Origin of the sequence: Bradyrhizobium sp. BWA-3-5, from assembly GCF_032917985.1 — a bacterium.
Classification (GTDB): Bacteria; Pseudomonadota; Alphaproteobacteria; order Rhizobiales; family Xanthobacteraceae; genus Bradyrhizobium.
In genome coordinates, this window is sequence record NZ_CP136627.1 from 1 (window position 1) to 23,149 (window position 23,149).

Genomic DNA, 23,149 nt, shown 5'->3' on the forward strand with positions numbered 1-23,149 from the left:
ATGGGGCTGAGATTAAGGGATCGATCGACAAAAGGCTGTTTGCGATCCTTGGAAGGTGAATGTTGGATTGATCGAGAGACCAGTGGATGCGAGTTTAGGGACGCGCGGCTCGGCGACAGATTCCGCAAACTGCTCACGCAGATTGGAAGCGCCATGGGACAAAGCATTCCGCTCGTCTGCCAGGATTGGGCGAATACCAAGGCAGCCTACCGCTTCTTTTCTAATGACCGGGTCAGCGAAGCGGACATTCTGGCCGGCCATTTCCAATCGACACGTGATCGTGCCGCCGCCGCTGAAGGTCTCGTTCTTGTGCTACACGACACAACCGAATTTAGCTATCAACGCGAAAAGTCAGAAGCGATCGGCATCACCAAGCGCATAAACAGTGGACGAGATAAGGCGGGCCGCCTCAGATCGCACACGGTTTGCGGCATCCTGATGCATTCGAGCCTCGCAGTTACAATCGAGGGTGTGCCGCTGGGGCTGGCGGCCATTAAGTTCTGGACCCGGAAGAAATTCAAGGGGACGGCAGCGCTTAAAAAGAAGATCAATCCGACCCGGATTCCGATCGAGAAAAAGGAAAGCGTCCGGTGGTTGGAAAATCTCAAGCAGTCTACGCAACTCTTGGATCATCCGGGACGATGCATCCATATCGGTGATCGCGAGAGTGACATCTACGAGCTTTTCTGCGCAGCACAGGAGATCGGAACGCATTTCCTGATCAGGACCTGCGTCGACCGCTTGGCTGGAGACGGGGATCACACGATCGCCGACGAAATGGACGAGGTCGCCGTCAAAGGGCTCCATCGCATCGGGGTCAGAGACAGCAACGGCGATCCCGACCAGGCCGTTCTTGAGATCAGGTATCGCAAGATTCGCGTCCTGCCGCCGATCGGAAAGCAGAAGCGCTATCCCGCTCTGACCCTGACGGTGATCCATGCCGAAGAGCGCGGGACGCCGAAAAACAGAAAGAAGATCGATTGGAAGCTGATCACCGACCTGCCTGTTGGTTCCCGCACCGACGCCATTGAGAAGCTCGAATGGTATGCTTTGAGATGGAAGATCGAGGTGTTCCACAAGATCCTCAAATCGGGCTGCAAAGCTGAGGAGTCGAAACTCAGGACCGCCCAGCGTCTGACCAATCTGATCTCGCTCTTTTGCATCCTGAGCTGGCGGATCTTCTGGATGACGATGCTCAACCGTTCCGCCCCAGACGCACCGCCAACCCTCGCGTTGACTGCGACTGAAATCTGCGTGCTCGATCGCCTCGTCAACGACAAACCAAAAGTAAGACAGAAAACGCTCTCGCACTATCTGATCAAGATCGCCCGGCTCGGCGGTTATCTCGCCCGCGCCAGCGATCCGCCGCCCGGCAATACCCTCATGTGGCGCGGGCTGTCACGCCTCACCGACATCGCGCTGGGCGTCATGGTTGGAGGAGAATTTGTGGGTAATTGAAAGCCTCACCGGACGGTTACGAAACTTCTTGGCTGCCGTCCACCTCGCCGCGATCGTCGCCTATTGGATCAATTGAGTCTGAACCCTAGCTAGTCACGGAGGTGATGAGTGAGTTCAACAAGGCAGTTCAGCCTTCGCCGTCTGATGACTCTGGCTCTGCGAGCCAAAAGCCACACGGCAATCACGCGCCCGCGCGTTGATTGATCTTAGGTCTTTCCGCCGTCGATTACACAGAAATTTCGCCGAACCGGCCGGTTTGGCTCGATTGCTAGCGCTGCGTCTAACAAATCACCAACAGTCCAGACCCGGTCTGCCACGCCAAGGGCGACGCTTGGCGCGGTCCGCAGCGCCTCATGAACGCGGCAGAGATTGTAGTGGCTGACGTATAAGCTAACGGCGGCTCCGGGAGCAAACGTTGCGAATTTACCGCTTGTTGCGAGACCTACAGATATTACATTTATTTCAATTATTACGGATGGAAGCCATCGTGGCCGAAGATCTGACCCGTCTAAAGTAGCGATCAGGACGAGGCGCGCAAGGGACATCGAGTCAACGCTTGAGGATAGCGGTGTGTTCGTTACCCACGCTGACGGCCAGATACTCAAGGCAGAACTGCCGCCATCCCTGCTACGTGCGATGAGAAGCATTCTCACAGCGCTGGCCGAAACGGGTGAGGTTCTCCCGCTAAGATCAGACCCGGAAATCTCAGCCGAGAAGGCTGCCGAAATTCTCGGCATCTCTCGGCCGCTGGTTTACCAACGATGGGTTCGGGCAGCTTCCTTTCCGGTTGGTCGGAAGGCATCGACGTGTTCTCGTCAACGACGTCATGACACTGAAGCGCCTCGAGGATCGCCGGCGCGGCTTGGCGGATGCGCTTGATGCCGATCCTCCCGCGACAAAACCGGAGAAGGGCAGCCATCCCTATTCCAATCGCGCCTTCAGACCAAATGATATTGATGAGCTCGTTCTCGGCACCACGAACGCTCCGTATCGCCGAACAATGAGTTCGACCGATCTTGTGGCTCGTATCACCTCGAGAGACTGGCGAAATTAGATTGCACATATCACAACGTTCTTCACGGAAGTACGACCTGAGTTTGTTCTGGAATTTGCACAACGCCACGCCATTCCCATTCAAGATTTGGCGGCCTCCCATGAAGCGATGAAGTCAACAACCGGCGAAAGTAGCCCAGCATTGGAGAGTGCACTTGAGCGCATGGCGTAAACTCCTCGGTCGGACGCTCGACGGACTCTCGGATCTCACACGGCAGGAACAGCCGGTCCGATCCTGGGTGGCCGAACAGCCCTGATGATATACACCAACCATCGACTGAGCCGGGACATCGATGCGTTCATCGACGGCCCACAATATCTTGCCTCGCTGTCGCCAGACACCACAGACGTGTGGAATTGACCGATTGGGACAAGGCTGCGCACTATCCCAAACTCAGACTCCCGAGGGAGAGATCGATTTCATCGTCATCGGGACTCTCTCGGAACTTGACCGGTCGAAAAAGAAATCGACCTGACGTCAATTCGAGCGGCATGGAAGCCGACGATTATGATCGAGCCGCCGGCCCAGATCGTGCTCAAGAAGTGTACGGCCGAAAGGACCGGATCAATTAGCTGGCGAAGCAGTGCTCTCGCGCGCGCTGGAGGTGACCTGCGGCAGGGCAAGCGTGAAGGCATCGACCAGCCGGCGCCGCCATGGCTGCGTCATCATCGAGAGCTTGCCTTCGAGCAACGCCGCCTTTTCGCGGGCTCCCATGGTCTCAGTGGTTGCTTTAAGCAGCTCGGCCAGCAGCTTGTTGGTGCGCTCGCATTCTCGCTCGAAATCGCCGCGGTAGCCGCTGGCAATCACCTTCATTTCCGTGAGCTCAGCCTGCAGGGTCTCGATCTGCTGCTTGAGGGCGGTGACCAGCTGCTGACCGGTCTGCGCCTGCGGCGGACGGGATATGGGGGAATGGTTGATTTCGGTGAGATCGACTTGGACGAGCGCCTTCCCATCATTGGCGCGGGTACGAGGCCAGCGATGTCGCTTCACCAGGGCACGCGCGGCCTCCGGAGAAACCTTGAGCCTTTCGCCCAACTCGGCATACGACAACATCTCGACGGGCATAACATCCGCTCCGTTTGGCCGGGAGGTCACCCCCGGACATGGCAGATCGTAACGATCCATAGTTAACCGGGGGTTTATTGCGGGGGCAGAGCTGGATGGTCGCGCGCAACAACGAAAGGCGCCTGTTGCGCCCTTCTGCATTCTTCGTTGGCTTTAAAGGTTTGATGGTCCGAGCGAGAGGATTTGAACTCCGACCCCTAGTCTCCCAGACAGCGGCACAATCCCGTAGGCAGTTAGCTACACTTGGCTATCCTCCTGGTTTGGATGCGAAATTTAACCTCTTCGCTACTTCGTGTTTGCTTCAGCATGCTCTGATTGGCCCCACGGTGCTTCCCCCGTGCTTGGCGGTGCCAAAATGAGCGGTCAAACCATCACAAAGAGCCTGGTCGACAGCCTGGAAAAACGCGCGTCCGAATACACGGTTTGGACGCCAAGCCGCCCGGCTTGGGGTGCGGATCCGCCCGACCGGGACCAAGTCCTTCCTCGCCTATCGAGCTGGAACCGGGTGAACAGCGCCAGTTCGGCGCTACACCGTGGCGGCCGTTGGTAAGATGGCGCCGGAGGCAGCTCGGACCCAAGCCAAGATCCTCCTAGGCACGATAGCGAACGGCGCCGACCCGGCTATGGAGAAGCGAGCGAGCCGGCCCAAGCCGGATCAGCTGACTTTCGATGCCTTCGCCGACAAATACATAGATGAATATGCGAAGGGCCCACGCGGTGAGGAAGCACCTCGCAAAAAGTCCTGGAAAAATGACGTTGGGTATTTGAAACGCTGCCGAGAGCAATGGGGCCGCCTGCTGGCAGCATCCATTACCGACGACGACGTGGCCGACCTCCTCGACACAATCGCCCGTATGGGTTTTTCCCGCTTCAACCGCTGTACGACAAAGTAATACGCGTCATTTCGTCTTCGCGTTAGCCGAGCGCGAACAAACCATCGTTTGTAAGCGCTTAGCCGGAACCCTATTGAGGCTGGCTTGACGTTTTGCGGAATCGCCACGGCATGAGGTCTTCGATCCTGCTATGGGGATGGCCGTCGATGATCGCCTCGAGTGTTTCGGCGATGTAGGCAGCCGGGTTGACGTCGTTGAGCTTGCAGGTGGCGACGATCGACGCGAGCAAGGCCCAGTTTTCTGCCCCGATTTCATGACCGGCGAAGAGCGCATTTTTCCTGGTCAGGCAAACTGGCCGGATGGCGTTCTCGACCGGGTTGGTGTCGAGCTCGAGGCGCCCGTCTTCGAGGAAGCGGGTCAGCCCCTGCCAGTGATTGAGTGCATAGCGGATGTCTTGATGTCTTCGGCCAGTGTCGAGCCGCTGGAGATCATCGACAGCTGCTTCTCGAACCACATTTTCAAAGCGGCGACGAGAGCCAACGAATGCTCCTTGCGCGCGGCCAGCCGGATGTCCGGCGATGCACCGCGCACCATGGCTTCGATGGCGTAAAGCTGTGCGATGTGCCGAACGGCGGCCTTGGCGATATCGGCGATTTGCTGTTGCGGGCCAATTTGACGAAGCGCCGGCGCAAATGGCTCCAGCAATGCACGAGCCTCCAAGGCCCTTGCAGTCGAGCGACTTTGGTCAGCTGATCATAACCGTCATAGGCATCGCATTGCAGTCAGCGTCCGCCAAAGCCGTCCAGGAACTGTCAGCGAAGGCACCGCTGCGACTGGGGGCATATCGGAACAGCACGATCGGCGGACTTGGGCCGCTGTGGCCGCGGTCATCGGACACGATCGCCCAGAAGTAGCCTTTTCTTCGTTTGGCCGCGCCCCGGATCGAGTACCGGCGCCGTGGTTTCGTCCATGAACAGACGATCCGCCATGGCCAGGTGGCGGCGCATGTGGTCCACGATGGGTTGAAGATGGAAGCAGGCGCGACCGGACCAGTTGCCCAGTGTCGCCCGATCGAGCCGGATGCCCTGGCGCGCATAGATCTCGGACTGGCGGTAAAACGGCGTATGGTCGCCAAACTTGGAGACGATCACGTGCGCAATGGCCGCTTCGGTCGGCAGCCCGCTGGGTACGACGTGCTCCGGCGCGTGCGCCTGCACGACAGGGTCGGAGCAGCGGCGGCAGATGTATTTCGGGCGGCGTGTGACCAGCACGCGCCATTGTGCCGGGATCACGTCAAGGCGCTTGCTGACGTCCTCGCCGATCTTCGTCATGGCGCCGCAACCGCACGGGCAGAGCGTGCTCGCAGGCTCGATGATCCGCTCCACCCGCAGCAAATGGGCAGGCAAGCAGCCGCGATTGCGATGAGAGCTTTGACCCGTCGCGTTTCGCGATCGGCCCTGGATGACCTTCTCGGCTCTCTCCTGCGCGGCATCCAGGATGCCTTGCGCGATCTCCACGTCTTCGAGCGGCAAATGATACTGATCTGGTCGCAGCTTCTCGGACTTCGCGCCACCTGTCGCGTCGCAATTCACCGAGAATGACCTCCAGGCGGCGTCGGGCTTCCTCCGACGCCTCCAGCGCCCCCTGATGCTCGCTCAAGGCCGCCTGCGTTTGCGCCAAAAGCGCCTTCAGGCGTTCGTTTTCGTCGCGCAGCGCCGCGATGCTCATGCGCTATTTCGAGCATATCGCCGCCGCGCGTGCCACGTTCAAAATAGCTTCCGAGTCATTCTGCCGCAGTTATCCCGCCGCCTGCGGGCGCCGTGCTTCTTCTGGACGGACCAACCTCCAATCCAGCCCCTCGAACAAGGCCGCGAACATCGCCGGCGACATCCGCATCACGCCGTCCGCTATCGTTGGCCAAACGAACTTGCAACCTTCGAGACGCTTGTGCACCAACACCAGGCCCGTTCGATCCCAGACCAAAATCTTGATCCGGTCCGCTCGTTTCGATCGGAACACGAAGGCTGCGCCGCTGAACGGATCGAGACGAAGCATCTCCTGCACCTTCGCCGCAAGCCCATCATGGCCACAGCGGCAGTCCATCGGCCGCATTGCAACGGAAATCTTCAGATCAGCACCGGCCGCAATCATCGTGATGCTCGCAGCGCGCGGATCACCCGGGACGGCTGCTCGGCATCAATGGCCGTATCCGTCCGCAGGACGACATCGCCGATCGCGATCTCAAGCTTGATCGCCGGAACCTGACGCTCCTCCAACGCATCTTCCACGATCAGCGGCGCGAAATGTCGGCTGCGACGCCTCGCACGGCGGCAACATGCCTCGCTGTCGAAACCGCCGTCGCCAATCGTAGATCTGCCAGCGCGTCGCTCCGTGCTTGCGCGCCACCTCGGACACTTGGGCACCGGGTAACAGACTCTCGGCGACGATCCGAGCTCTCTCAGCTTCCGAACGTACGCGGCGCCCCGATGGTCCTTCAAGAACTTCAAGCCGGCTCACCGACCCCGCCGATGAGCCGCCCAAATGGACGTCCTTTTTGCTGTCCAATCCCATTCCAAACCTCCGTCCAAGCCGGAGGCTTCTTTGCACAGCTATACCGATCCCGAAGCAAGAGTTCCGGCTAAGCGCTTACCATCGTTTTCGGAAACGCAAAACACATGTACCCCGCAGATCCATACCGCTTTACGCGGATTAGTCCCCACCTCAGAGTTGAAGAAATTCCTTGGGTACGAGCACCTGAGTCGACAAAATCAACAAAATCGATGATCCCGCGTAAAAGCGCTGACCGATCCTACCGGCATCAGAACGGCGGCGGGCTACGCGATCCAGCAAGCCGATGGTCACCAGCTCGAAGCATCTCGACGTTCCGTTAAAAGAGATCGATAGTGGTTGGAATAAAAACGGCCGCCTGAGGGCGGCCTTTTGTTTGCAGCGACGTTTTTTGAGCAGTCTCGGGAGACCAAGCACCAAGCCAATGAGAAATGGCGCGAGAGACGGGACTCGAACCCGCGGCCTCCGCCGTGACAGGGCGGACAAAGCTCAACTAAATCAACAAGCGAACACACTTTCGAGCTTTAGTATAAGTCAAAAAGGCGAAAGGTATTTCACCGCTAAAGGGACTGAATAATTTCTTCGATTGGCAAGTAAAGCGTTTGGTTCCCCAGCAGAAAGGACTTGAAACCGTATCGCGCGTAGAACGGAATGGCCTCCTGATCGACTGCATGGACAACGACAGCCCGAGCGCCCACCAACTCCGACGCTCGCGTAATCCGCAAAAGCGCGTCTTGAAGAAGAGCACGCCCAAGACCTTGTCCCTGATATTCCTTGTCAATGGCAAGCCGACCAATGACCACAATTGGGGTGGGGCTGGGCATGTTATGCCGCAACTTCCTAGGTGCCCCTTCGTGAACAACAGCTCCGGCGGCGAGGCAATAAAAGCCGATTACGTGCTGGCGTCGCAAAACGACATAGCAGCGCGCTGAACGGGCCTCAGCCTTGAGTGCCGTATGCTTCAACCAATCGTTGAGGGGAACTTTCCCACAGTCGAAGCGGGAAACGTCATGTGAAGGAAGAAGAGGCGCTGGTGCCAGGATTGGTCCCAGCGCCTCTTCGTACGGCTTTATTTCTGCCATGGCGACTTACTCGCGAGCAGCTGTTTGAGACGGGCATTTGGCTGCACAGGTTCGTCCAATACACGCAGAAACTCTTCATACTGGGCGGTTTCGAGAGAAAACAGCGTTTGGTCCAGAAGGACGTCGACGGCGTGTTTTCTAGCGCTCTCCAGGATGAAATCGGTCCTAGTCTTCCCAACCACAGCCGCGGCGCTATCGATCAGATCCCGCAGCTTGGTGGGTAGGCGAACATTGATGACGGCATCGCGCTTTGTCTCCCTTGGCGTCTCCATAACGGCGGCAGACATTGTAACCTCCTATGACCGAGACTCTTTCTTTCTCTTTTATTAGCAAACGTATAACGCTGTATTGACAACGTCAACACAATTCTGTATATACGTTGGACGTACAGGTTAATCGGTACGCAGTATTTTCGTTCCTAAGAAAAGGCCGCCGGAACTGGAACTTCCGACGGCCCGAAACCGCCCCGTGGGTCGAGAGCCGACGTGGGACAGGCGCTTTTCAGCGAACCAAAATGAGCGGTTCGTCGCCCGCGGTCAACACCGGCTCTCACAATGAGGAGGGCCAGTCATGGCTAAAATTTACAAACCTGGTGAAGAAGCCCCCCGCTCGGGACAGTACGAGCAAGTCGGCCCGCGCGGCGGCGGGACCGGCGAAGAACGAACTGTCACGCGGGGTGAACCGCTCCCCCCTACTCCGAAGCCTGGTATGGGCTACACGCTGGTAGACCCCACCAAGCACAAAAACGGACGTTGAGCGAAGACTACTCCCGTTGCTGCTCGAGGCAGCAACGGGAACTCAACAGGAGAAAGGCGATGGCTGATTTTATACACACTAGAGAGCTCCTGCACGCCGGCGACGTGGTTGTGGTTCAGTGCAGTCACCAATGCAACGTACGACTGACAGACGACTCCAATTTTCAAGCTTTCCGCTCTGGGCGCCAACATCGGGCATACGGCGGATTTTTTCGCGCGTTGCCTGCCCGAGTCGCCGTACCCCATGATGGGTATTGGAACGTAACGATCGATCTTGCGGGCGGCCAAGCAAATATTCGCTACAGCATCAGCTACCTCAAGGCTGCCTAGCGGGCCTTGAGGCTCTCCATCACCAAGCGACCGCCGAGGCTCACAAGAAGGCAAGCCATGACCGAAGAAGAAATGCTGAAGCGAGACATCGAAACACTTAAAGCGAGCATGCGCCTTGAGTATGCCGAGAAGGCCAACCAGATCCTGACACCCGACGAATTGAAGGCTTTCCGCGGGCGCATCCATCTTCTCCAAGCCGACCTTGATCTTCTACGAACCCGTCTAGATGGGTTGAAATCGGAGGAGTAGTGTTCACCATGGCTAACAACATCAATTGCCCAGTTTGTGAGGCGGAGGCCGAGGATATTACCGTTGAAACCTTTGACGGAAAGACGGTCCGATGCCGCTCGTCTGGTGACTACGACATTTCAGGAACAGTCTTCGATCCTGATCTTTTGAAGAGATTGGATCGCGACGCTCGATATTCGGCACTCCAACGCGCAAAGAGCGCCGCGTCGGAGGGAAACCGGCCGATGATCCTCAGTTTTAATCTTTAGTCGCTCGTGCCACCGTGGCATCACGGCTCTTGATTACCTTTTAATGACCCGCCGATGCTGTGCTGTAGGGCTTGTTCAAGAAATAGCTCCGATTGCCTAAGGCAGCTTCCGCGTACTGATCGATCGCGACAGTGATCGCCTGGACGTGCTGATAACAATGGCCCTCGCGCGCGGCCTGTTGACGCAATTCGGCGAGCGCGTCGATCCACGGCGAGTTGTCGGCCTTGTCGTCGTACCATTTCAGCCGCTCGCCCATCACCAACTCCGGCCACCTAGCACGCGTCCTTTCGTCGGACCAGCCGGTCTCGCTCCGCGCACAGCCCTTCGATCTTTGCCAGCATCCTCGTTAGCAGCAGCTCAGCCGATGCCGTCGAGACGTTGGCCCGCTGAAGCTGCAGGATCTCGTTACGCTGTCTTCCGACCATGATCTCGCCGGCAGGCTGCGCTGCCGGACCAACCCCACAACCCGCCGGTCGGCCACGCGTGTGCGCAGCCTGTCCATGAGATGGTGATGGTTGATGTTGCACCGGGGTGGCCCGCGGAGTTGTAGTGATGGTGAAGGACCCTGACGACCTCTCCCTTGTCGCGGTGATCGAAATCGACGAGTCGGCCGCAATCATAGTTGAGCAGATCGATGACGAGATCACTCTCTCTATCGCTAGCGTTGTGGGCGTTCATTTTCAGGTGACGGCCGAACAGGCGCTCAAACTCTCCGAGGCCCTGGTTATTGCCGCTGAGAATGCGGCAAAATCCCGTGCATCAACCTGGGCGTAGTTCGCGCAACAAAAAAGGCGCGGAGTGATCCGCGCCCGATGTTACTTTTCAATGCTGCGTCGCGATTAAAGCTACAGAGCGTCGATCATTCTCGCCGGATAATGTGTAGGCGATCGGGAATGTCGTCCGCATCCCCTTCCGCTTTGATTATGTGGACATGCTCGGCCGGGACGTCTCGCTCATCAAGTGGCTCGATCTTGGCCGGTTCAAAATCCTGCATCCACTCTTCGTAGGATTGCCCCACGTCTGACTTGCGCCGTTCCTCCGATTTTTCCCAGCAGTCGCCGCAGGTCTTTTGCTCAACGGCATCAAAGATAACGTTGTGCTCTTCCGCCGTGCCGTTATAGCAACCTAGAGCTTGTAGCATTCGGTGCGATCGCTTGGGGGAAAAATGCCTTGCGTTGCATTTCGAGTGCCTGGCCAACGGTGTAAGCGCTTTCGCGAGCGGCTTGGATTTGGCGAGATAGGCCGGATCGATTTCAGTTTGCATTAGCGCAATACCTCTGATCGGTTGATTACGGGGCGTCCCACGTAGAGCAAAAAAAATAGGAATGCGATAGGAAGAATACGATGCAATAAAAAGGCCGCGCAGGGGTGCGCCGCGCGGCCATTTCGCGTCTTGCAAGAGCGCAATCAGTGAAACTGCGCCACATGATCCTCATAGTGCGCGAGCGCCACTGCGCTCCGGATGTGATTCGGCCAGATGTCGCCTGCCTCACCTAGTGCGATTTTGACCTCGTTACTGGTCACCATGCCGCACGCCGGGCATGGCGCCAGGCGTGCCAGGCGATCCGCCAGCGGCACCAGGCGATCCTTTGCCAGCGGACCGAGAACGGCCGTGATCTGATCGGCATTGCCGGCGCCCGCGACGGGCAGCAGGCGTTCAATGATTTCGCGATAGATGGTCGTCGGCAGATACAATTCAGTCATTAATCAGCCCCGTGATGGTGACGCACGACGCTGTGAACGAGTCATTTGGAAAGGGCTTGCAAGGGGGACAAATCGGGGAAACATCAAAAGTAAGTCGCTAATGAATCCCCTGGCTTGAGCGGCCTAGCAACAATTTATTTACTGGTAAGTTGTGACTGACTGCTGACGGGGCGCACCATGCGGATTTTCTTTTTGCTGTCCTCCCTAGCGATGCTGATTCTTGCGGTCCCAGCGACCGGAACCACCATTGACTACCGGAAGCGCCCAGAGTTCCAAAGATTCACTCGTCAAATTATTGAAATGCATGGTGTCAATTGTCCGGTCCCACTTACAAACACACAGATGGGCGAGGACGCGCGCCGGAGGATCGAGAAGATCGATTGTCAGTCGGCGGACGGCTCGACGAAATGGAGCCTGCGCATTATCAATCCGCCGAATGGCGAGTCTCGTTTCGAACCCTGGTGAGGGCCCTCCCGTCAAAGCCTCTAGGAAGCCGCTGGTGAGTCGCGATAGCTGGCCGGTGTATGGACAGCGGCCAGGATGATTTAACGCATGGCTGACTCGCGCTGCGAATCCTGTACGATTGAACTCCGAGCCTTTCCGCAAGGCTCTGCAAGAGCTCTGTCCTTCCCGCCCCTGGTTCGGCGAGAACGATGATGACCTGGTGCTGAGCGAGCAGATCAACTTCGGAAATGACCGCGGTTTCGAGATGAAGAGTGCGGGGTATGTAGTCGGGCCTCATTACAATTACTTACACGAAACACCACCCGGCGAGCATCGTCCTTTGACCGAGGTGCTCGTGCCTGCCACGGGCCGGTGAAACTCGGCTGGCGGGTTGTTGCTTCCGCAACGGCACCGCGGCGGATCGCTCGCGAATCTTGCCTTTCTCCTTTAATCGAGACCTTGCGGCGAGAATAGCGGGCAGATGCAGGGCGGCGAGCAAACATGATCGCGCCTGCGCCAATCAGAGCTTCCCGATCAGACGACCCGGTATGAGCTAGCGAAGACGTCCGTATCCTGATTGTTGCCGTGCTTGTAGGTAAACCCGAGTGGGATGTTTCCAGACGGAACAAGCTCGTAGGTGAGATCCGACTGGAATCAAGACAGGCCGCGACCGGTGTAGCTTCCGTCGCCCAAGCGCAGCTCAAGTTCGCTCGGAATGGATTGCTTTCCTTCTTGCCGGGCCCGGGCAGAAGTCGCAGGACCACCTGCGATCCAATTTGCAGTGCCTCGGTCGAGCTATTAAAGGCAAGGAACTCGCCCGTGCCCGTCAAAGCCGCGATCAATTGCTGCTCCAGCGCGTTTCCTGCTGACGAGGGCGAGCGCGACGGTGGAAAGAGCAGACCGAAAGCGGGCGGGAGCTCGCTGTTGCTAAAGCTCTTTTGCGTGAAGGGATGTCACTGAGCCGACGGCGCGTTTGTCGTAGAGGTCCTTCAATTGCTGGGCGTCGTAGCCGAGCTCCTTCAAGATTTCTTCCGTCTGTGCCCCGAGCGGCTGCGGCGGCAAACGTATTTCCGGTACCTCGCCGTCATAACACACGGGATGGCTGACGAGGGTAATCGGCGCCCCCGTCGCCCCTTTCACAACCTGGAAGCTCTTGTTGTGAATCACCTGCGGATCGACGACGACGTCGGAATAGTCGTTGATGCGGGCGTGCCAGATTCCGCCAGCCTCAAGCAGCGCAAGGCACTCCGATGTCGTGCGTTTGGCGATGTTGGCCGCAATTGCTGCCGATGTGATCGCGCCGCCGATAAGCTTCGGTGTCGGGAACGCGCTGATCGGCGGGAATTGAAAGCGCATCTGCCAGCACGTCGAGCGATCCGAGCGAGATCGCGATGTGCCCGTCACCCGTAGCATAGATGCCGTACGGTGCGCCATAATACCATCCTGCGATCGGACCCGGCTGGCGCACGTCGTTGGGTCTTTGCCCGTTGAGATAGCAGGTGAACGACTCCATTTGGAGGTCGAGCGCTGCAGACAGTAGGCTGACATCGACCCGACACCCCTGCCCCGTGCGCGCTTTTCTTACCAATGCGGCTAGGATGCCAGCCGCAAAGAGAGCGGCGCCGTGATGATCAACTGCCGAAACACCCACCGCTCGGGGGCCGTGATCGCGGCTTCCCGTGATGGTAGCAAGCCCCGCCAACGCTTGAACCAAGAGGTCCTGGCCGGGTCGATTCACGTACGGGCCGTCCGGGCCATATCCGGACGCTGCGGCATAGATGATGTCGGATTTAATATTCCTGGCGTCCTCATATCCAAGCCCAAGCTTGTCGAGCACGCCAGGGCGGAAGTTCTCGCTGATGACGTCCGATGTTGCGATCAGTTTCTTCGCAACCAGAACCGCGTCCGGCTTCTTGAGATCGAGCGTCAGGCTCCGCTTGTTGCGATTGCCGGTCAGAAGCAGCATGGATTGACCATCTACCTGCTTGTCTGCCCCACCCCATTTCCGCTGGAAGGCGCCGTCTGGCGGCTCCACAGCGATCACGTCCGCGCCGAGGTCGGCGAGAAATTGCACACCCATAGGCCCCATCAGGAAGTGATTGAAGCTCAGGACCCGAACGCCCTTGAGAAGATCGACCATAACTGTTCTTGCTGGGTCCCTTTAATTATCTCGCGTCAATGTCGGCAACATTCCGCCATCTTCGCTTTTCTGAAATCGTTTTCAGGTTAGTCGCCCCGATCGGGGGCGTCAAGCTAGTTAAGCGCTGCACATTCAGAGCATGGCCGCCGGCGCGCTCTGCTTGATGTGGCTTGGACGCTCAAATAATGTTCAATGAGAACCACGGATCTCCTGCACACTAGCTTGAGATTAGCAATCCTCCAGGTGGTTCACCTCCAACGGATGTTAACAGCCCGTTATGGGCCAATCCGAGCAGATCAGATGGACAAAAAATCGATCGCCGATCCCAAAGGCCGGTCGCAGCCCAGGGTGAAGATCGAGGACGTCGCGAGAAAGGCAAACGTGTCGCCGGCGACGGTGTCGCGGGTTCTAAATCATCCAGAAATTGTCAGGCCCGAACTGCGCGACAAAGTGATGCGCTACATCGCCAATCTCTCCTATACGCCGGACAGTGCGGCCCGGGCACTAAAATCGGGACGCATGCGGACGATCGGCGCGATTGTTCCGACGCTAGGCCTTGGAATCTTTGCCGAAGGCGTGGAGGCCCTGCAGAACCGCCTAAGCGAAAGCGGCTACACATTATTCATCGCCAATTCGCAGTATGATCAACGCCGCGAGTTGCAGGAGATGCAGAGCCTCATCGAGCGCGGCATCGACGGCATTGTGCTCGTGGGGGGCTCGCATGGTCGCGAATTGAGAACTTTGGTAGAGCAAACTGGTGTTCCCGTCATTACGACTTACGTTTCTAAGGCGGGCGGCGGCATTCCCGCCATTGGCATCGACAACGAACGTGCCACTCGCGAAATGACTGAATTTCTTCTGAGCCTGGGACACGTTCGTTTCGGTGCAATTGCCAACATTCCGCCGTCGAATGACCGTTCGCGCGCGCGACTCGATGGCATTCAGCGCGCTCTCGCTGAAGCCGGTATCCAGCTCCAGCCGACTCAAGTCATCAGGGCCGACTACTCGCTCGCGCAAGGACAAAGCGCGCTTCGCCAACTGCTCACTGACCATCCCGACACGACCGCCGTGATCTGCACGACCGACACGCTGGCCATCGGCGCGATGTCGGAAGCCCGCAACATGGGTTTGAGCGTGCCGCAGGCGCTTTCAATTACCGGCTTTGACGACGTGGAACTGTCCGCCCAGGTGGATCCGCCGCTTACGACAATTAGGATTCCCGCCGCGGAAATCGGCCGCGGCGCAGCCGACTATCTAATTAATGCGATCGCGGGAAGGCCCGTCCCCAAGAGCATCCTGTTGCCCTACCGGCTGGTGATGCGGTCGTCCACCGCGCCACCACGGATAGCCGACCGCCTGCCGAGGCGGCCACGATGAAGCCTCGCAAGCTAGCTGGCATGCAGGACGGCATTCGCGAAAACGATTTGTGTAAATCCGCTGATCCGCAACTTGCAAAGGTGCTACCCTTGAACGCCAAGCCTGACCTCATTCTTTGGACCTCACCCCTGCCGCATGTGGTGCTCTTGACATTGAATAGGGCATCCAAACGAAACGCCCTGAGCAATGATCTGATCGCGGAACTCGGGGCCGCCCTTCGCAAGGCCGCGCTGGATGATGACGTCCGCTGCGTCCTTCTTCGTGGCAGCGATACGTTCTTTTCCGCCGGCGCCGATATCAAGGAAATGCAGCAACGAGGGTTCGAAGCCGTCGACAATTCCGCACGACGTTCTGCCTGGCGGGATATCGCCAATTTCCCCAAACCACTTATTGCCGCAATTGAGGGGATTTGCTTTGGCGGTGGTCACGAGCTCGCGCTCCTGGCCGACATCGTAATCGCCGGTGAAGGCGCAACCTTCGGGCAGCCGGAGATTAATATTGGGATATTGCCGGGCGACGGAGCAACCCAGCGGTTGACCCGCGTGGCCGGCAAGTCGCTCGCGATGCTCATGATCCTGACCGGAGAACCGATCTCTGCGCGCGCAGCCCATCAAGCTGGGCTTGTTGCCGAGGTCACGGCAGACGGCAAGGCACAGAGTCGCGCTCTCGAAGTTGCCGAAGTTATCGCGCACAAGCCGCCGCGTTCCACGGAACTGGCTAAAGCGGCTGTACTCGCCGCCTACCAAACCACGCTTGATGCCGGTCTCGAATTTGAACGACAAGCCATCAGGCACGCATTTACGACGTCCGACCAGCAAGAGGGAATGAACGCCTTTTTTGAGAAGCGGTCGCCTAGCTATCGGGGGACTTAGAAGATCATCAGAGCTCTGCTTCGCCAAAGCTTTCAATGGCTTAACAACCAGGGGAAACAATTCGATTCTCGCAACCGAAAACCTGCTCAGAGGATTCCATCAACTCGTCGAAAATCGGCGGACTGCCGTTGTACTCCACAGGCCGGCGAATGAACTCGCGCGACATTCCACTTCGCTCGGCCAGCTGCTTGACCGACCAGTTCAGAATGTCGCCGGCGGCCTCAGTTGCGTCCCGGTGAGCCTCGATGGGCCATTGTGCCGGCCAGAAAGTTTGTCGTGGTGCACATTCATCCAAATGCCGAACCATTCCCGAACGCTACGGCCAGATGCTGAGCGGCACGGCCGTGCACTGGTACCAGCGGAAAGCGCCATCTAGCTGTCGCCGCCGATGTTTCGACGTTGTAAGCCCGTCCCGTCTCGACCGAGACCGCACGTCTATGAGAGCCGCATCGCCGTCCTCTTCATGGACAGATCCATCTTTTCTTTGAAAATCACTTGATGGTCTTCGGTTAGGGACGCGGATTTTCACAGAAAGACGGCTATGAACGTGATGTCAGCGAGCCGGCTGCGACATCGGCGGGATCAATGCCGAGCGCTTTAACGGCATCGATCATCTGCAGCTGGCCTGCCCACTTCCTATGATCCCATCGACTCGAAACCGGAGCGCACGTTGCGCCTAAAGGGAGAGTCGGCCGATCCTGCGGCCTGCCATCGGCCAAGCCGCCGAGCTTTGACGGTCAGGTACGTGTTCTTGTTATTGATCGCGCCATCAGCGCTCACGGGCACCGCATATAGTGCACCGGAAGCCAATGATACTTGTAACCATTACCGCGACACCGCAGGCGGGTGACTCTCACCTTAGCGCCGCTCCGACTACGGACGTTCAATTCGTGACGCCTGTTTGCGTAAGACGTGTCGCGCCCCGGCCAACATGTCGTGGATCGAACAGCTTGGATCGGCACCCGCTTGATCAAAACACTCGTATTTCCAGAGCCGTAGCGATCTGCCGGCGTGAGCTGTGCCATTTAAGACGCTGGCACAAGCCTTGCTAAAAGCGAGCAGAACAACGACGTGCTTCGCGTCGCGCCGGCGGAATACATCTGTCTTAGTCTCGGAGTGGGACGCGGGGTCTTGGTTGAACACGACACTCGCAGTGTCGAATGACGACGACAACAATTGTCGTCTTTGAAGGATAAATTGCATGTCTGGTGTTGCTGGCGCTGTTCTGTTGCCGTCAAGTCGTTCACGGGAGACGGTTTATGATCGGCTTAAGCACATGCTTCCGAAACTTGCACTTCGCGGACAGGCGGGGTTTGGTCTCGCCGCTTTCATGCATGAAAAGCGCGTTCAATATACAAAGTCGTCTCAGCCGCCACGCGATCTAACAACGATCGACTACGATGAACAGTACGCCGATTTCAGGCCTCACGCAGCGATTGCACACATTCGTAGCCCGTCTAGCAGGGAACACGACGAGAACGACGTTCAGCCTGTTCACAACCATCAAGCCGGTTACCGCCATTTGGCGATTTCTTTAGACGGGGCTTTGGTCAATGCTGATGAGATTAGGAAAGAATTGCTCGCTCAAGGGCATAGCTTTGATGGCGAAACGGATGCCGAACTCTTGCTCAAGCTGATTGAGCGCACTTGTCAAGCTCATTATTGGCGGCATGGTCTGCCGGTGAATCACAAAACACTGTTTCGAGAGATCGATAACCGCATCGATGGTGCCGTCAGCGCACTCTTGTTGGATGGTGAGGGAAATCTCATTGCTTTCCGCAACAGATACGGTTTACGACCTTTGGAATTCATGCAAACCGACGATGGCTTTCTGCTTTTTGCTTCGGAAAACTGTGCCTTTTCCGGACTCCAAGGCAAGGCGGAGGAAATTTTACCGGGCCACATCAAGTATGTGAACGGAAGAACGGGAGAATGCCTTGATCGCTCTGTATGCGATGCTCGACATAACACCAGGCTGTGCGCCTACGAAACGCTTTACCTAGGGAGCCCCGACACATCAAAACGACAATCTCATCTCGAAACCCGTTACAATATCGGAGCGGCTCTTGGTAAACTTATCGCGCCGAGACTGACAGCTGAAGTGGGGACCGCCCCTATTATCGTTTCTTCCATGCCGCGAACCGGCGGGCCGTATGCTGATGGTCTTTTTGCATCATTGGTCGAGGATGGCGCCATCTTTCGACGTCAGGAAGTCATCGCCACGCAATTTTCTCAACGGACGCTTGTAGGCATCGTTGATAAGCGCATATCTCTTATTTCCAAAAAATACCGTGTCGCAGAGAAGGACGTCGCTGACAGCACCATAATCATGGTCGATGAAGCTCTCATTCGCGGCGACACAAGTCGGGCTGTCACGAACATGCTCCTTTCCGCCGGAGCCAAAGCTGTGCATTGGGCAATCGGTTCACCGCCTATAGTGGCGCCAAATTACTACGGCATGGGTATCGACACGATGGAGGAGTTGGCCTTCTGGCAAATATGGAAAACTTTGCAACCCGAACAGCGGAAGCAAAGCCTGCGCTTTCATAACATCGAACCGCAAATGCTCAGGGTCATCGAAAGCACAATTGCCGTATCCATCAACTCTGCGACTGTCACTTATCTACCCTTCCAAGTTCTCGTATCCTTGCTTCCGCAAGGGCATAATGGAATCGATTTGTCGCCGTTTACGTTCGAGATGCCAACCCCAGCGGGGCAAAAACGCGCGAACAAGAATTTGGACAAGTTAATCTCCGATCTTCCCTTCCCAGAATCAGCCGTTGCCTAAGGTCACATCATGAAACCGACTCTAGTATTCGATTGGAACGGCACGCTGCTCGACGATGCCGATGCGTTGCTGAAAACGATCAATGCCCTTTTAGGCCGCTTCGGTCGCGCCGAGATCGATATGCCAACTTTTCGGGAACAGTGCGAGCTCCCGCTTTCCGTCCTATACCGCAGTGTCGGAATGTCGGAAGGTGAAGCCGCAATCGTGGATAGCGATGGCAGCGCTATTTTTCACGATACCTACGAACCCTTGGCGAGCAAGGCTCATCTGCGCAAAGGCGCCCGCTGCATTTTGGAAACGGCACGTCAACAGGCGGTCTCAACGATCGTTCTCAGCAGCTATATAGTCGACCCTCTTCGTTCGCAAATCCGCAGGCTCGGAATCGACGATTGCGTCAACGACGTTCTCGCCTTCGAAAGCCGCGCCACTCAATTCAAAAGCATGAGCAAAGGCGAACGGCTTCGCCTGTATATGCAAGCAAATAATCTGAAGCCCGAGTCGACCTTCATCATCGGCGATATGCCGATTGAAACGGATATTGCGCGCGAGCTTGGGCTTATCAGCATATCCATTACCGGCGGGTTTGTTTCCGAGTCGCGTTTGCAGGCTGCGCAGCCGGATTACATCATTCATGACCATCATGAGGTGCTGCCAATTTTGCAAAGGCACGGCTTTCTTCGGAACGTATAGGACCATGGCTGAAACTCGGCTTTACTCCCACCCCCTACGGCGGCGGACAAAGAAGCGGCCTTATCGGCGCGGGAAGCACGGGAACTGGCACGGATCGGCTTGGGTGCCTATGAACGGGCTTCCGTTGCTGAATTGGAGCGGCATATAGATGCTGTCGTTTTGTCCTCGCCTTCGCGAGGTACTGCTTCAATGCACGCTGGCCGAACAGCCCCAAAGTACGGTTTTAACTTTATGGATACGAACACGCGATCCGCAATGTCACAATCAAGGACGACCTGGCTGTTTAGCGACGGAATAATGTCGATGTCGCAATCAGAGGCCGAATGCAGTGGCGTTGAGAAAGAGCCTTGCCTTGCATGGCTTCGCGGTATGGGCAAAACAGGGTGGAGGATGACCACGCAATCGTTGAAGGTCCCGAACGGTGCCGTATTCTCGGGGCAAGCTAATCCGCTCTTTCAAACCCGATTGGGCGATGTAGAGACGGAAATTCCGCAAGCGCAGCTCGATGCTCCCGAGATTACCCTGCATCGCCAGCATATGGGTCGTGATGAGTTCGATAGCGAAGGATTTGAGCGGCTTGATCTCAGCATAGTTGCGCCACTTCTTCCTAAGCGGATCAGCGTGCGGAAATCGCCGTCCTGGTTCTTGCGATCCCGGACGAAATTCATCTTGCAGGGAGCGCAGGTCTGGATTTTCGACCCGTCACGGATGTCAAATAGCCTGACCGGTTCTCGTCCTGGATCACCGGGACGATGTCGACGCTCAGCCCGTGCCGACAAAGGTCACGGTCGCAGCCTTGCGCTGGATCTCGAAATCTTCGGCCGACTTGTTGGGATACTGTTGATCAGCAGGTCGTAGATGGTGTTGTTCAGACTATCGAGCGTCTCCTTGTCGGCATCACGTCCAGAAATATAGAACACCACATCGACATCGCCGGGATCGACGCTCGTCTCTCGTAAGATGGTATATTTGGCGAAGGAGCCAGCTTTTACTACCCTTGTGATCTTGATCTCGGTCTTGTCGCGGACGGACTTGCACAGTTCGGCGATCGGGCGATCCACCTGTTCATGATATTCCTTCCGCTTGTCGTCAGGGAGGCGCAGGACATTGCTGTCGTAGTAGCGCAGTTCCGTATTTCTCAACGCCATCACCGCTTCCTTTCTCGTTCGGCGTCCACCCACCCGCAACCCGAATGGATGGCGGCGGTCGCCGGTCGCCTTGGCGGTTTAAAACACCGGAAGGCGAGCGCTACGAACGGGTGCATCATCACCATTAGCCCCAAGTTTTCGTATCGCCGTGCAGCTGAAAAAGATGACTGGATATTCTCCGGGAGAGCTCCCCGACTTGATCTGCGAGTTACAAGACAATCAAATTGCGTTGAGTGTTCGTAGCCTCCGAAAAAAGGGGCCACTCCGAAGGAGTGGCCCAAGTAAGGGAGGAAACGCCCTTGAGGGCCTCTGGGATCAGGCCGCAGCCTGTTCGATCGGTGAGAATGGCAAGCCGAGACTCTCGGCCACCGCCTTATAAGTCAGCCGCCCTCGATAGACATTGAGGCCTGCGCGCAGATGCGGATTTTCGAGGATGGCTGCAAATCCCTTGTTAGCGAGAGCCAAACCAAAAGGCAGAGTGGCGTTATTCAGCGCTTGGCTCGAGGTCAGCGGGACAGCTCCCGGCATATTGGCCACACAATAGTGAATGACGCCGTCTAGCTCGTAAGTTGGATCAGCGTGCGTCGTCGGACGCGATGTCTCGAAGCATCCGCCCTGGTCAATAGCTACATCCACGATGACGGAGCCTTTGCGCATCGAGCTCAACATGTTCCGACTGACGAGTTTCGGCGCACTGGCACCAGGAACTAGTACTGCGCCAATCACAACGTCCGCCGCAAATACTTCCTCCTCAACGGCTTCTATCGTGGAGAACCCAGTACGAACGCGCCCTTCGAAAAGTTCATCCAGCTCACGAAGCCGAGGAAGCGAACGGTCGAGGATGGTGACCTCGGCACCCAATCCCGCGGCCATCCGCGCCGCATGTGTACCGACAACGCCGCCTCCAATCACGACAATACGGGCCGGCTGGACACCCGGCACGCCGCCGATCAACAGCCCGCGCCCGCCCGTATACCGCTTCAGGGCCACACCGGCCGCTTCGACGGCAAGCCTGCCCGCGACCTCGCTCATCGGCGCAAGAAGCGGAAGCCCGCCATGCGCGTCAGTCACAGTTTCGTAGGCGATTGCTGTACAGCCGGACTTAATGAGCCCCTTGGCCTGCTCGGGGTCCGGGGCCAGATGAAGATAAGTGAAGAGGATCTGATTTTCTCGCAACTGGGTCCATTCGGACGGCTGCGGCTCCTTGACCTTTACGATCATCTCGCTCGACGCGAACACCTCGCGAGCAGAGTCCAGAATGGTTGCGCCAGCCGTGCGATAATTCTCATCTGTGGCACCTATACCAGCACCGGCATTGGTCTCGAGCAGTACGCTGTGGCCTGCGGCCACATATTCGCGGACTGCTCCAGGGGTCAGGCCCACCCGGTATTCGTGCGTCTTGATTTCCTTGGGAACGCCGACCTTCAATTGCAATCTCCTAACTTGGACAACCGCTCTTATAATGGAAAGAGCGATGCAAACCTGCGACGCGGGCGCCCAAGTAGCGCCGAAATTCAGCTATTCTTGATAGCATCACGCAGGATTCCATCGAAATGGCATTCCAGCGCCGAGCTCAGTGCCATCACTGTCGAATCGAATGGAATTGTTCAGCAACGCGATCGAGCACCTTCAGCGCGCGCTGGAAGATAAGGGCGTATCTAGAGCGATGCATTACCTGAACCCGTTCGACTTCCGTGCTGGTTAGAGTCATGCTGGGCAGTCAAAGTAACGAGGCACGGAACTGTTCAGAACCGGCATCGTTAAATGCCTTCAGTGAAGCGCTGCTTTCTGATGCCAGTAAGCACTGCATATTTCCTCCAGATGGATTTAGAGGCCGCGCGAGCCGCGCTGAGCGTGCAGCCCATCGGGTGATGGCGCTCTACAGGTTAGAATGCTCGTCGCTTGGGTGTTTGGGTAGGGCGAACGCAAGGCGCGTCGCGCTCGTGCTGCCCACGGGAGAGCCATGCGCTCACAGCGTACAGTGCGCCGAACACAGCGAAGAAGATCGACAGCAAAATGAACAGTAGCATCGGCGGCACACTTAGTTTCGCTTCGGGAATGCTGGTCGGACACCACGAGGCCCGATTCGTTAGCTTTGCCACTCTCTACACCCTGACGTTACGTGAGATTCAAGCCCCTCGAACAGATTCAAGCGAAGCGCCTGCAGAAGCTGATGTTTTTGATTTCGGCACGTTGCTTGCCTATTCAGGCAGCATCACCAATGCGCCCGTGAGGTAGGGGTGACTCCGCGCGCCCTGGCCACGGTCGGGTCGCTCCGCCCAACTTTCTGCGGCCAATCCGTAGCAGGTGCAATATGAAACCACACGTTTGGGCAGCGGCGGTC

General features: G+C 57.3%; 25 protein-coding genes and 2 pseudogenes. 13 read left to right on the forward strand and 14 right to left on the reverse strand.

The annotated features are described in order from the left end of the window. The coding region (locus tag RX331_RS37890) for an IS4 family transposase (RefSeq protein ID WP_317252632.1) at positions 1–1,458 on the forward strand (1,458 nt) is incomplete at its 5' end. A gap of 1,618 nt (positions 1,459–3,076) precedes the next feature. Here RX331_RS37890 and RX331_RS37895 read toward each other — a convergent pair. Next, the gene (locus RX331_RS37895; RefSeq protein WP_317252633.1) at positions 3,077–3,577 is read right to left on the reverse strand and encodes a hypothetical protein; all 501 of its coding nucleotides are present in this window, start codon (positions 3,575–3,577) and stop codon (positions 3,077–3,079) included. Positions 3,578–4,110: 533 nt separating this feature from the next. On the opposite strand from RX331_RS37895, the gene RX331_RS37900 reads away from it, so the two are divergent. After that, positions 4,111–4,470 carry a hypothetical protein gene (locus tag RX331_RS37900; protein WP_317252634.1) on the forward strand — a complete coding sequence of 120 codons (360 nt, stop codon included), beginning with the start codon at positions 4,111–4,113 and terminating at the stop codon, positions 4,468–4,470. A gap of 70 nt (positions 4,471–4,540) precedes the next feature. Here the strand turns inward: RX331_RS37900 and tnpC are convergent. The 6 genes and pseudogenes from tnpC to RX331_RS37930 form a co-directional block, all read right to left on the reverse strand. After that, positions 4,541–6,138 (reverse strand): annotated as a pseudogene (tnpC, locus tag RX331_RS37905) (IS66 family transposase). Positions 6,139–6,207: 69 nt separating this feature from the next. Continuing rightward, positions 6,208–6,561: an IS66 family insertion sequence element accessory protein TnpB gene (tnpB, locus tag RX331_RS37910; protein ID WP_317252635.1), complete on the reverse strand. Its 354-nt coding sequence runs from the start codon at positions 6,559–6,561 to the stop codon at positions 6,208–6,210. Then, positions 6,558–6,686, reverse strand: a complete 129-nt coding sequence (locus RX331_RS37915) for a hypothetical protein (protein ID WP_317258380.1) — start codon at positions 6,684–6,686, stop codon at positions 6,558–6,560. The genes tnpB and RX331_RS37915 overlap by 4 nt, the downstream gene beginning before the upstream one ends. Beyond that, positions 6,652–6,981 (reverse strand): transposase, encoded by a 330-nt coding sequence (locus tag RX331_RS37920; RefSeq protein WP_317252636.1) that lies wholly within the window; start codon positions 6,979–6,981, stop codon positions 6,652–6,654. The genes RX331_RS37915 and RX331_RS37920 overlap by 35 nt, the downstream gene beginning before the upstream one ends. Positions 6,982–7,538: 557 nt before the next feature. Next, the gene (locus tag RX331_RS37925; protein ID WP_317252637.1) at positions 7,539–8,060 is read right to left on the reverse strand and encodes a GNAT family N-acetyltransferase; all 522 of its coding nucleotides are present in this window, start codon (positions 8,058–8,060) and stop codon (positions 7,539–7,541) included. Then, the gene (locus RX331_RS37930) at positions 8,048–8,347 is read right to left on the reverse strand and encodes a DUF1778 domain-containing protein (RefSeq protein WP_317252638.1); all 300 of its coding nucleotides are present in this window, start codon (positions 8,345–8,347) and stop codon (positions 8,048–8,050) included. The genes RX331_RS37925 and RX331_RS37930 overlap by 13 nt, the downstream gene beginning before the upstream one ends. A 283-nt stretch (positions 8,348–8,630) precedes the next feature. Here RX331_RS37930 and RX331_RS37935 point away from each other — a divergent pair, with 283 nt between their 5' ends. From RX331_RS37935 to RX331_RS37950, 4 genes are read left to right on the forward strand one after another with little or no spacing between them, the layout of a single operon-like run. Next, positions 8,631–8,816 carry a YjzC family protein gene (locus RX331_RS37935; protein ID WP_317252639.1) on the forward strand — a complete coding sequence of 62 codons (186 nt, stop codon included), beginning with the start codon at positions 8,631–8,633 and terminating at the stop codon, positions 8,814–8,816. A 59-nt stretch (positions 8,817–8,875) separates the two neighbouring features. Then, positions 8,876–9,145 carry a DUF1883 domain-containing protein gene (locus tag RX331_RS37940; protein ID WP_317252640.1) on the forward strand — a complete coding sequence of 90 codons (270 nt, stop codon included), beginning with the start codon at positions 8,876–8,878 and terminating at the stop codon, positions 9,143–9,145. A gap of 57 nt (positions 9,146–9,202) precedes the next feature. Then, positions 9,203–9,394, forward strand: coding sequence for a hypothetical protein (locus RX331_RS37945; protein WP_317252641.1), 192 nt, complete (start codon positions 9,203–9,205; stop codon positions 9,392–9,394). A gap of 8 nt (positions 9,395–9,402) precedes the next feature. Then, the gene (locus tag RX331_RS37950; protein WP_317252642.1) at positions 9,403–9,642 is read left to right on the forward strand and encodes a hypothetical protein; all 240 of its coding nucleotides are present in this window, start codon (positions 9,403–9,405) and stop codon (positions 9,640–9,642) included. A gap of 40 nt (positions 9,643–9,682) precedes the next feature. Here RX331_RS37950 and RX331_RS37955 read toward each other — a convergent pair whose 3' ends face one another. Then, entirely contained in the window at positions 9,683–9,898 is a 216-nt protein-coding gene (locus RX331_RS37955) for a hypothetical protein (protein WP_317252643.1), read from the reverse strand. 296 nt (positions 9,899–10,194) lie between these two features. Between RX331_RS37955 and RX331_RS37960 the strand changes: the two genes are divergently transcribed. Beyond that, positions 10,195–10,416, forward strand: coding sequence for a hypothetical protein (locus RX331_RS37960; RefSeq protein ID WP_317252644.1), 222 nt, complete (start codon positions 10,195–10,197; stop codon positions 10,414–10,416). 85 nt (positions 10,417–10,501) lie between these two features. On the opposite strand, the gene RX331_RS37965 is transcribed toward RX331_RS37960, so the two are convergent. Next, positions 10,502–11,041, reverse strand: a complete 540-nt coding sequence (locus tag RX331_RS37965; protein WP_317252645.1) for a hypothetical protein — start codon at positions 11,039–11,041, stop codon at positions 10,502–10,504. Between the two features lie 8 nt (positions 11,042–11,049). Further along, positions 11,050–11,346 carry a hypothetical protein gene (locus RX331_RS37970; RefSeq protein WP_317252646.1) on the reverse strand — a complete coding sequence of 99 codons (297 nt, stop codon included), beginning with the start codon at positions 11,344–11,346 and terminating at the stop codon, positions 11,050–11,052. 177 nt (positions 11,347–11,523) lie between these two features. Between RX331_RS37970 and RX331_RS37975 the strand changes: the two genes are divergently transcribed. Continuing rightward, a complete protein-coding gene (locus RX331_RS37975; protein WP_317252647.1) occupies positions 11,524–11,811 on the forward strand; it encodes a hypothetical protein in 288 nt (95 codons plus the stop codon). 906 nt (positions 11,812–12,717) lie between these two features. On the opposite strand, the gene RX331_RS37980 is transcribed toward RX331_RS37975, so the two are convergent. Then, entirely contained in the window at positions 12,718–13,125 is a 408-nt protein-coding gene (locus RX331_RS37980) for a CoA transferase (protein ID WP_317258252.1), read from the reverse strand. After that, positions 13,019–13,930 (reverse strand): CoA transferase, encoded by a 912-nt coding sequence (locus tag RX331_RS37985; RefSeq protein ID WP_317252648.1) that lies wholly within the window; start codon positions 13,928–13,930, stop codon positions 13,019–13,021. The genes RX331_RS37980 and RX331_RS37985 overlap by 107 nt, the downstream gene beginning before the upstream one ends. Positions 13,931–14,230: 300 nt before the next feature. On the opposite strand from RX331_RS37985, the gene RX331_RS37990 reads away from it, so the two are divergent. The 4 genes from RX331_RS37990 to RX331_RS38005 all read left to right on the forward strand — a co-directional run bounded on the left by RX331_RS37990 (position 14,231) and on the right by RX331_RS38005 (position 19,657). Further along, complete coding sequence (locus RX331_RS37990; protein WP_317252649.1) at positions 14,231–15,307, forward strand: LacI family DNA-binding transcriptional regulator; 1,077 nt, start codon at positions 14,231–14,233, stop codon at positions 15,305–15,307. After that, positions 15,304–16,179 carry an enoyl-CoA hydratase-related protein gene (locus tag RX331_RS37995; RefSeq protein ID WP_317252650.1) on the forward strand — a complete coding sequence of 292 codons (876 nt, stop codon included), beginning with the start codon at positions 15,304–15,306 and terminating at the stop codon, positions 16,177–16,179. The genes RX331_RS37990 and RX331_RS37995 overlap by 4 nt, the downstream gene beginning before the upstream one ends. 1,201 nt (positions 16,180–17,380) lie before the next feature. Further along, a complete protein-coding gene (locus RX331_RS38000) occupies positions 17,381–18,967 on the forward strand; it encodes a hypothetical protein (protein WP_317252651.1) in 1,587 nt (528 codons plus the stop codon). Between the two features lie 9 nt (positions 18,968–18,976). Next, complete coding sequence (locus RX331_RS38005; protein ID WP_317252652.1) at positions 18,977–19,657, forward strand: HAD family hydrolase; 681 nt, start codon at positions 18,977–18,979, stop codon at positions 19,655–19,657. Positions 19,658–20,034: 377 nt separating this feature from the next. Here the strand turns inward: RX331_RS38005 and RX331_RS38010 are convergent. Together RX331_RS38010 and ald are read right to left on the reverse strand one after the other, a co-directional pair. Further along, a pseudogene (locus tag RX331_RS38010) lies at positions 20,035–20,805 on the reverse strand (CBASS oligonucleotide cyclase); the annotation flags it as partial. Between the two features lie 315 nt (positions 20,806–21,120). After that, positions 21,121–22,233, reverse strand: coding sequence for an alanine dehydrogenase (gene ald, locus RX331_RS38015; protein ID WP_317252654.1), 1,113 nt, complete (start codon positions 22,231–22,233; stop codon positions 21,121–21,123). Positions 22,234–22,821: 588 nt separating this feature from the next. Between ald and RX331_RS38020 the strand changes: the two genes are divergently transcribed. Continuing rightward, positions 22,822–23,043, forward strand: a complete 222-nt coding sequence (locus tag RX331_RS38020) for a hypothetical protein (protein ID WP_317252655.1) — start codon at positions 22,822–22,824, stop codon at positions 23,041–23,043. Positions 23,044–23,149: the final 106 nt, after the last annotated feature.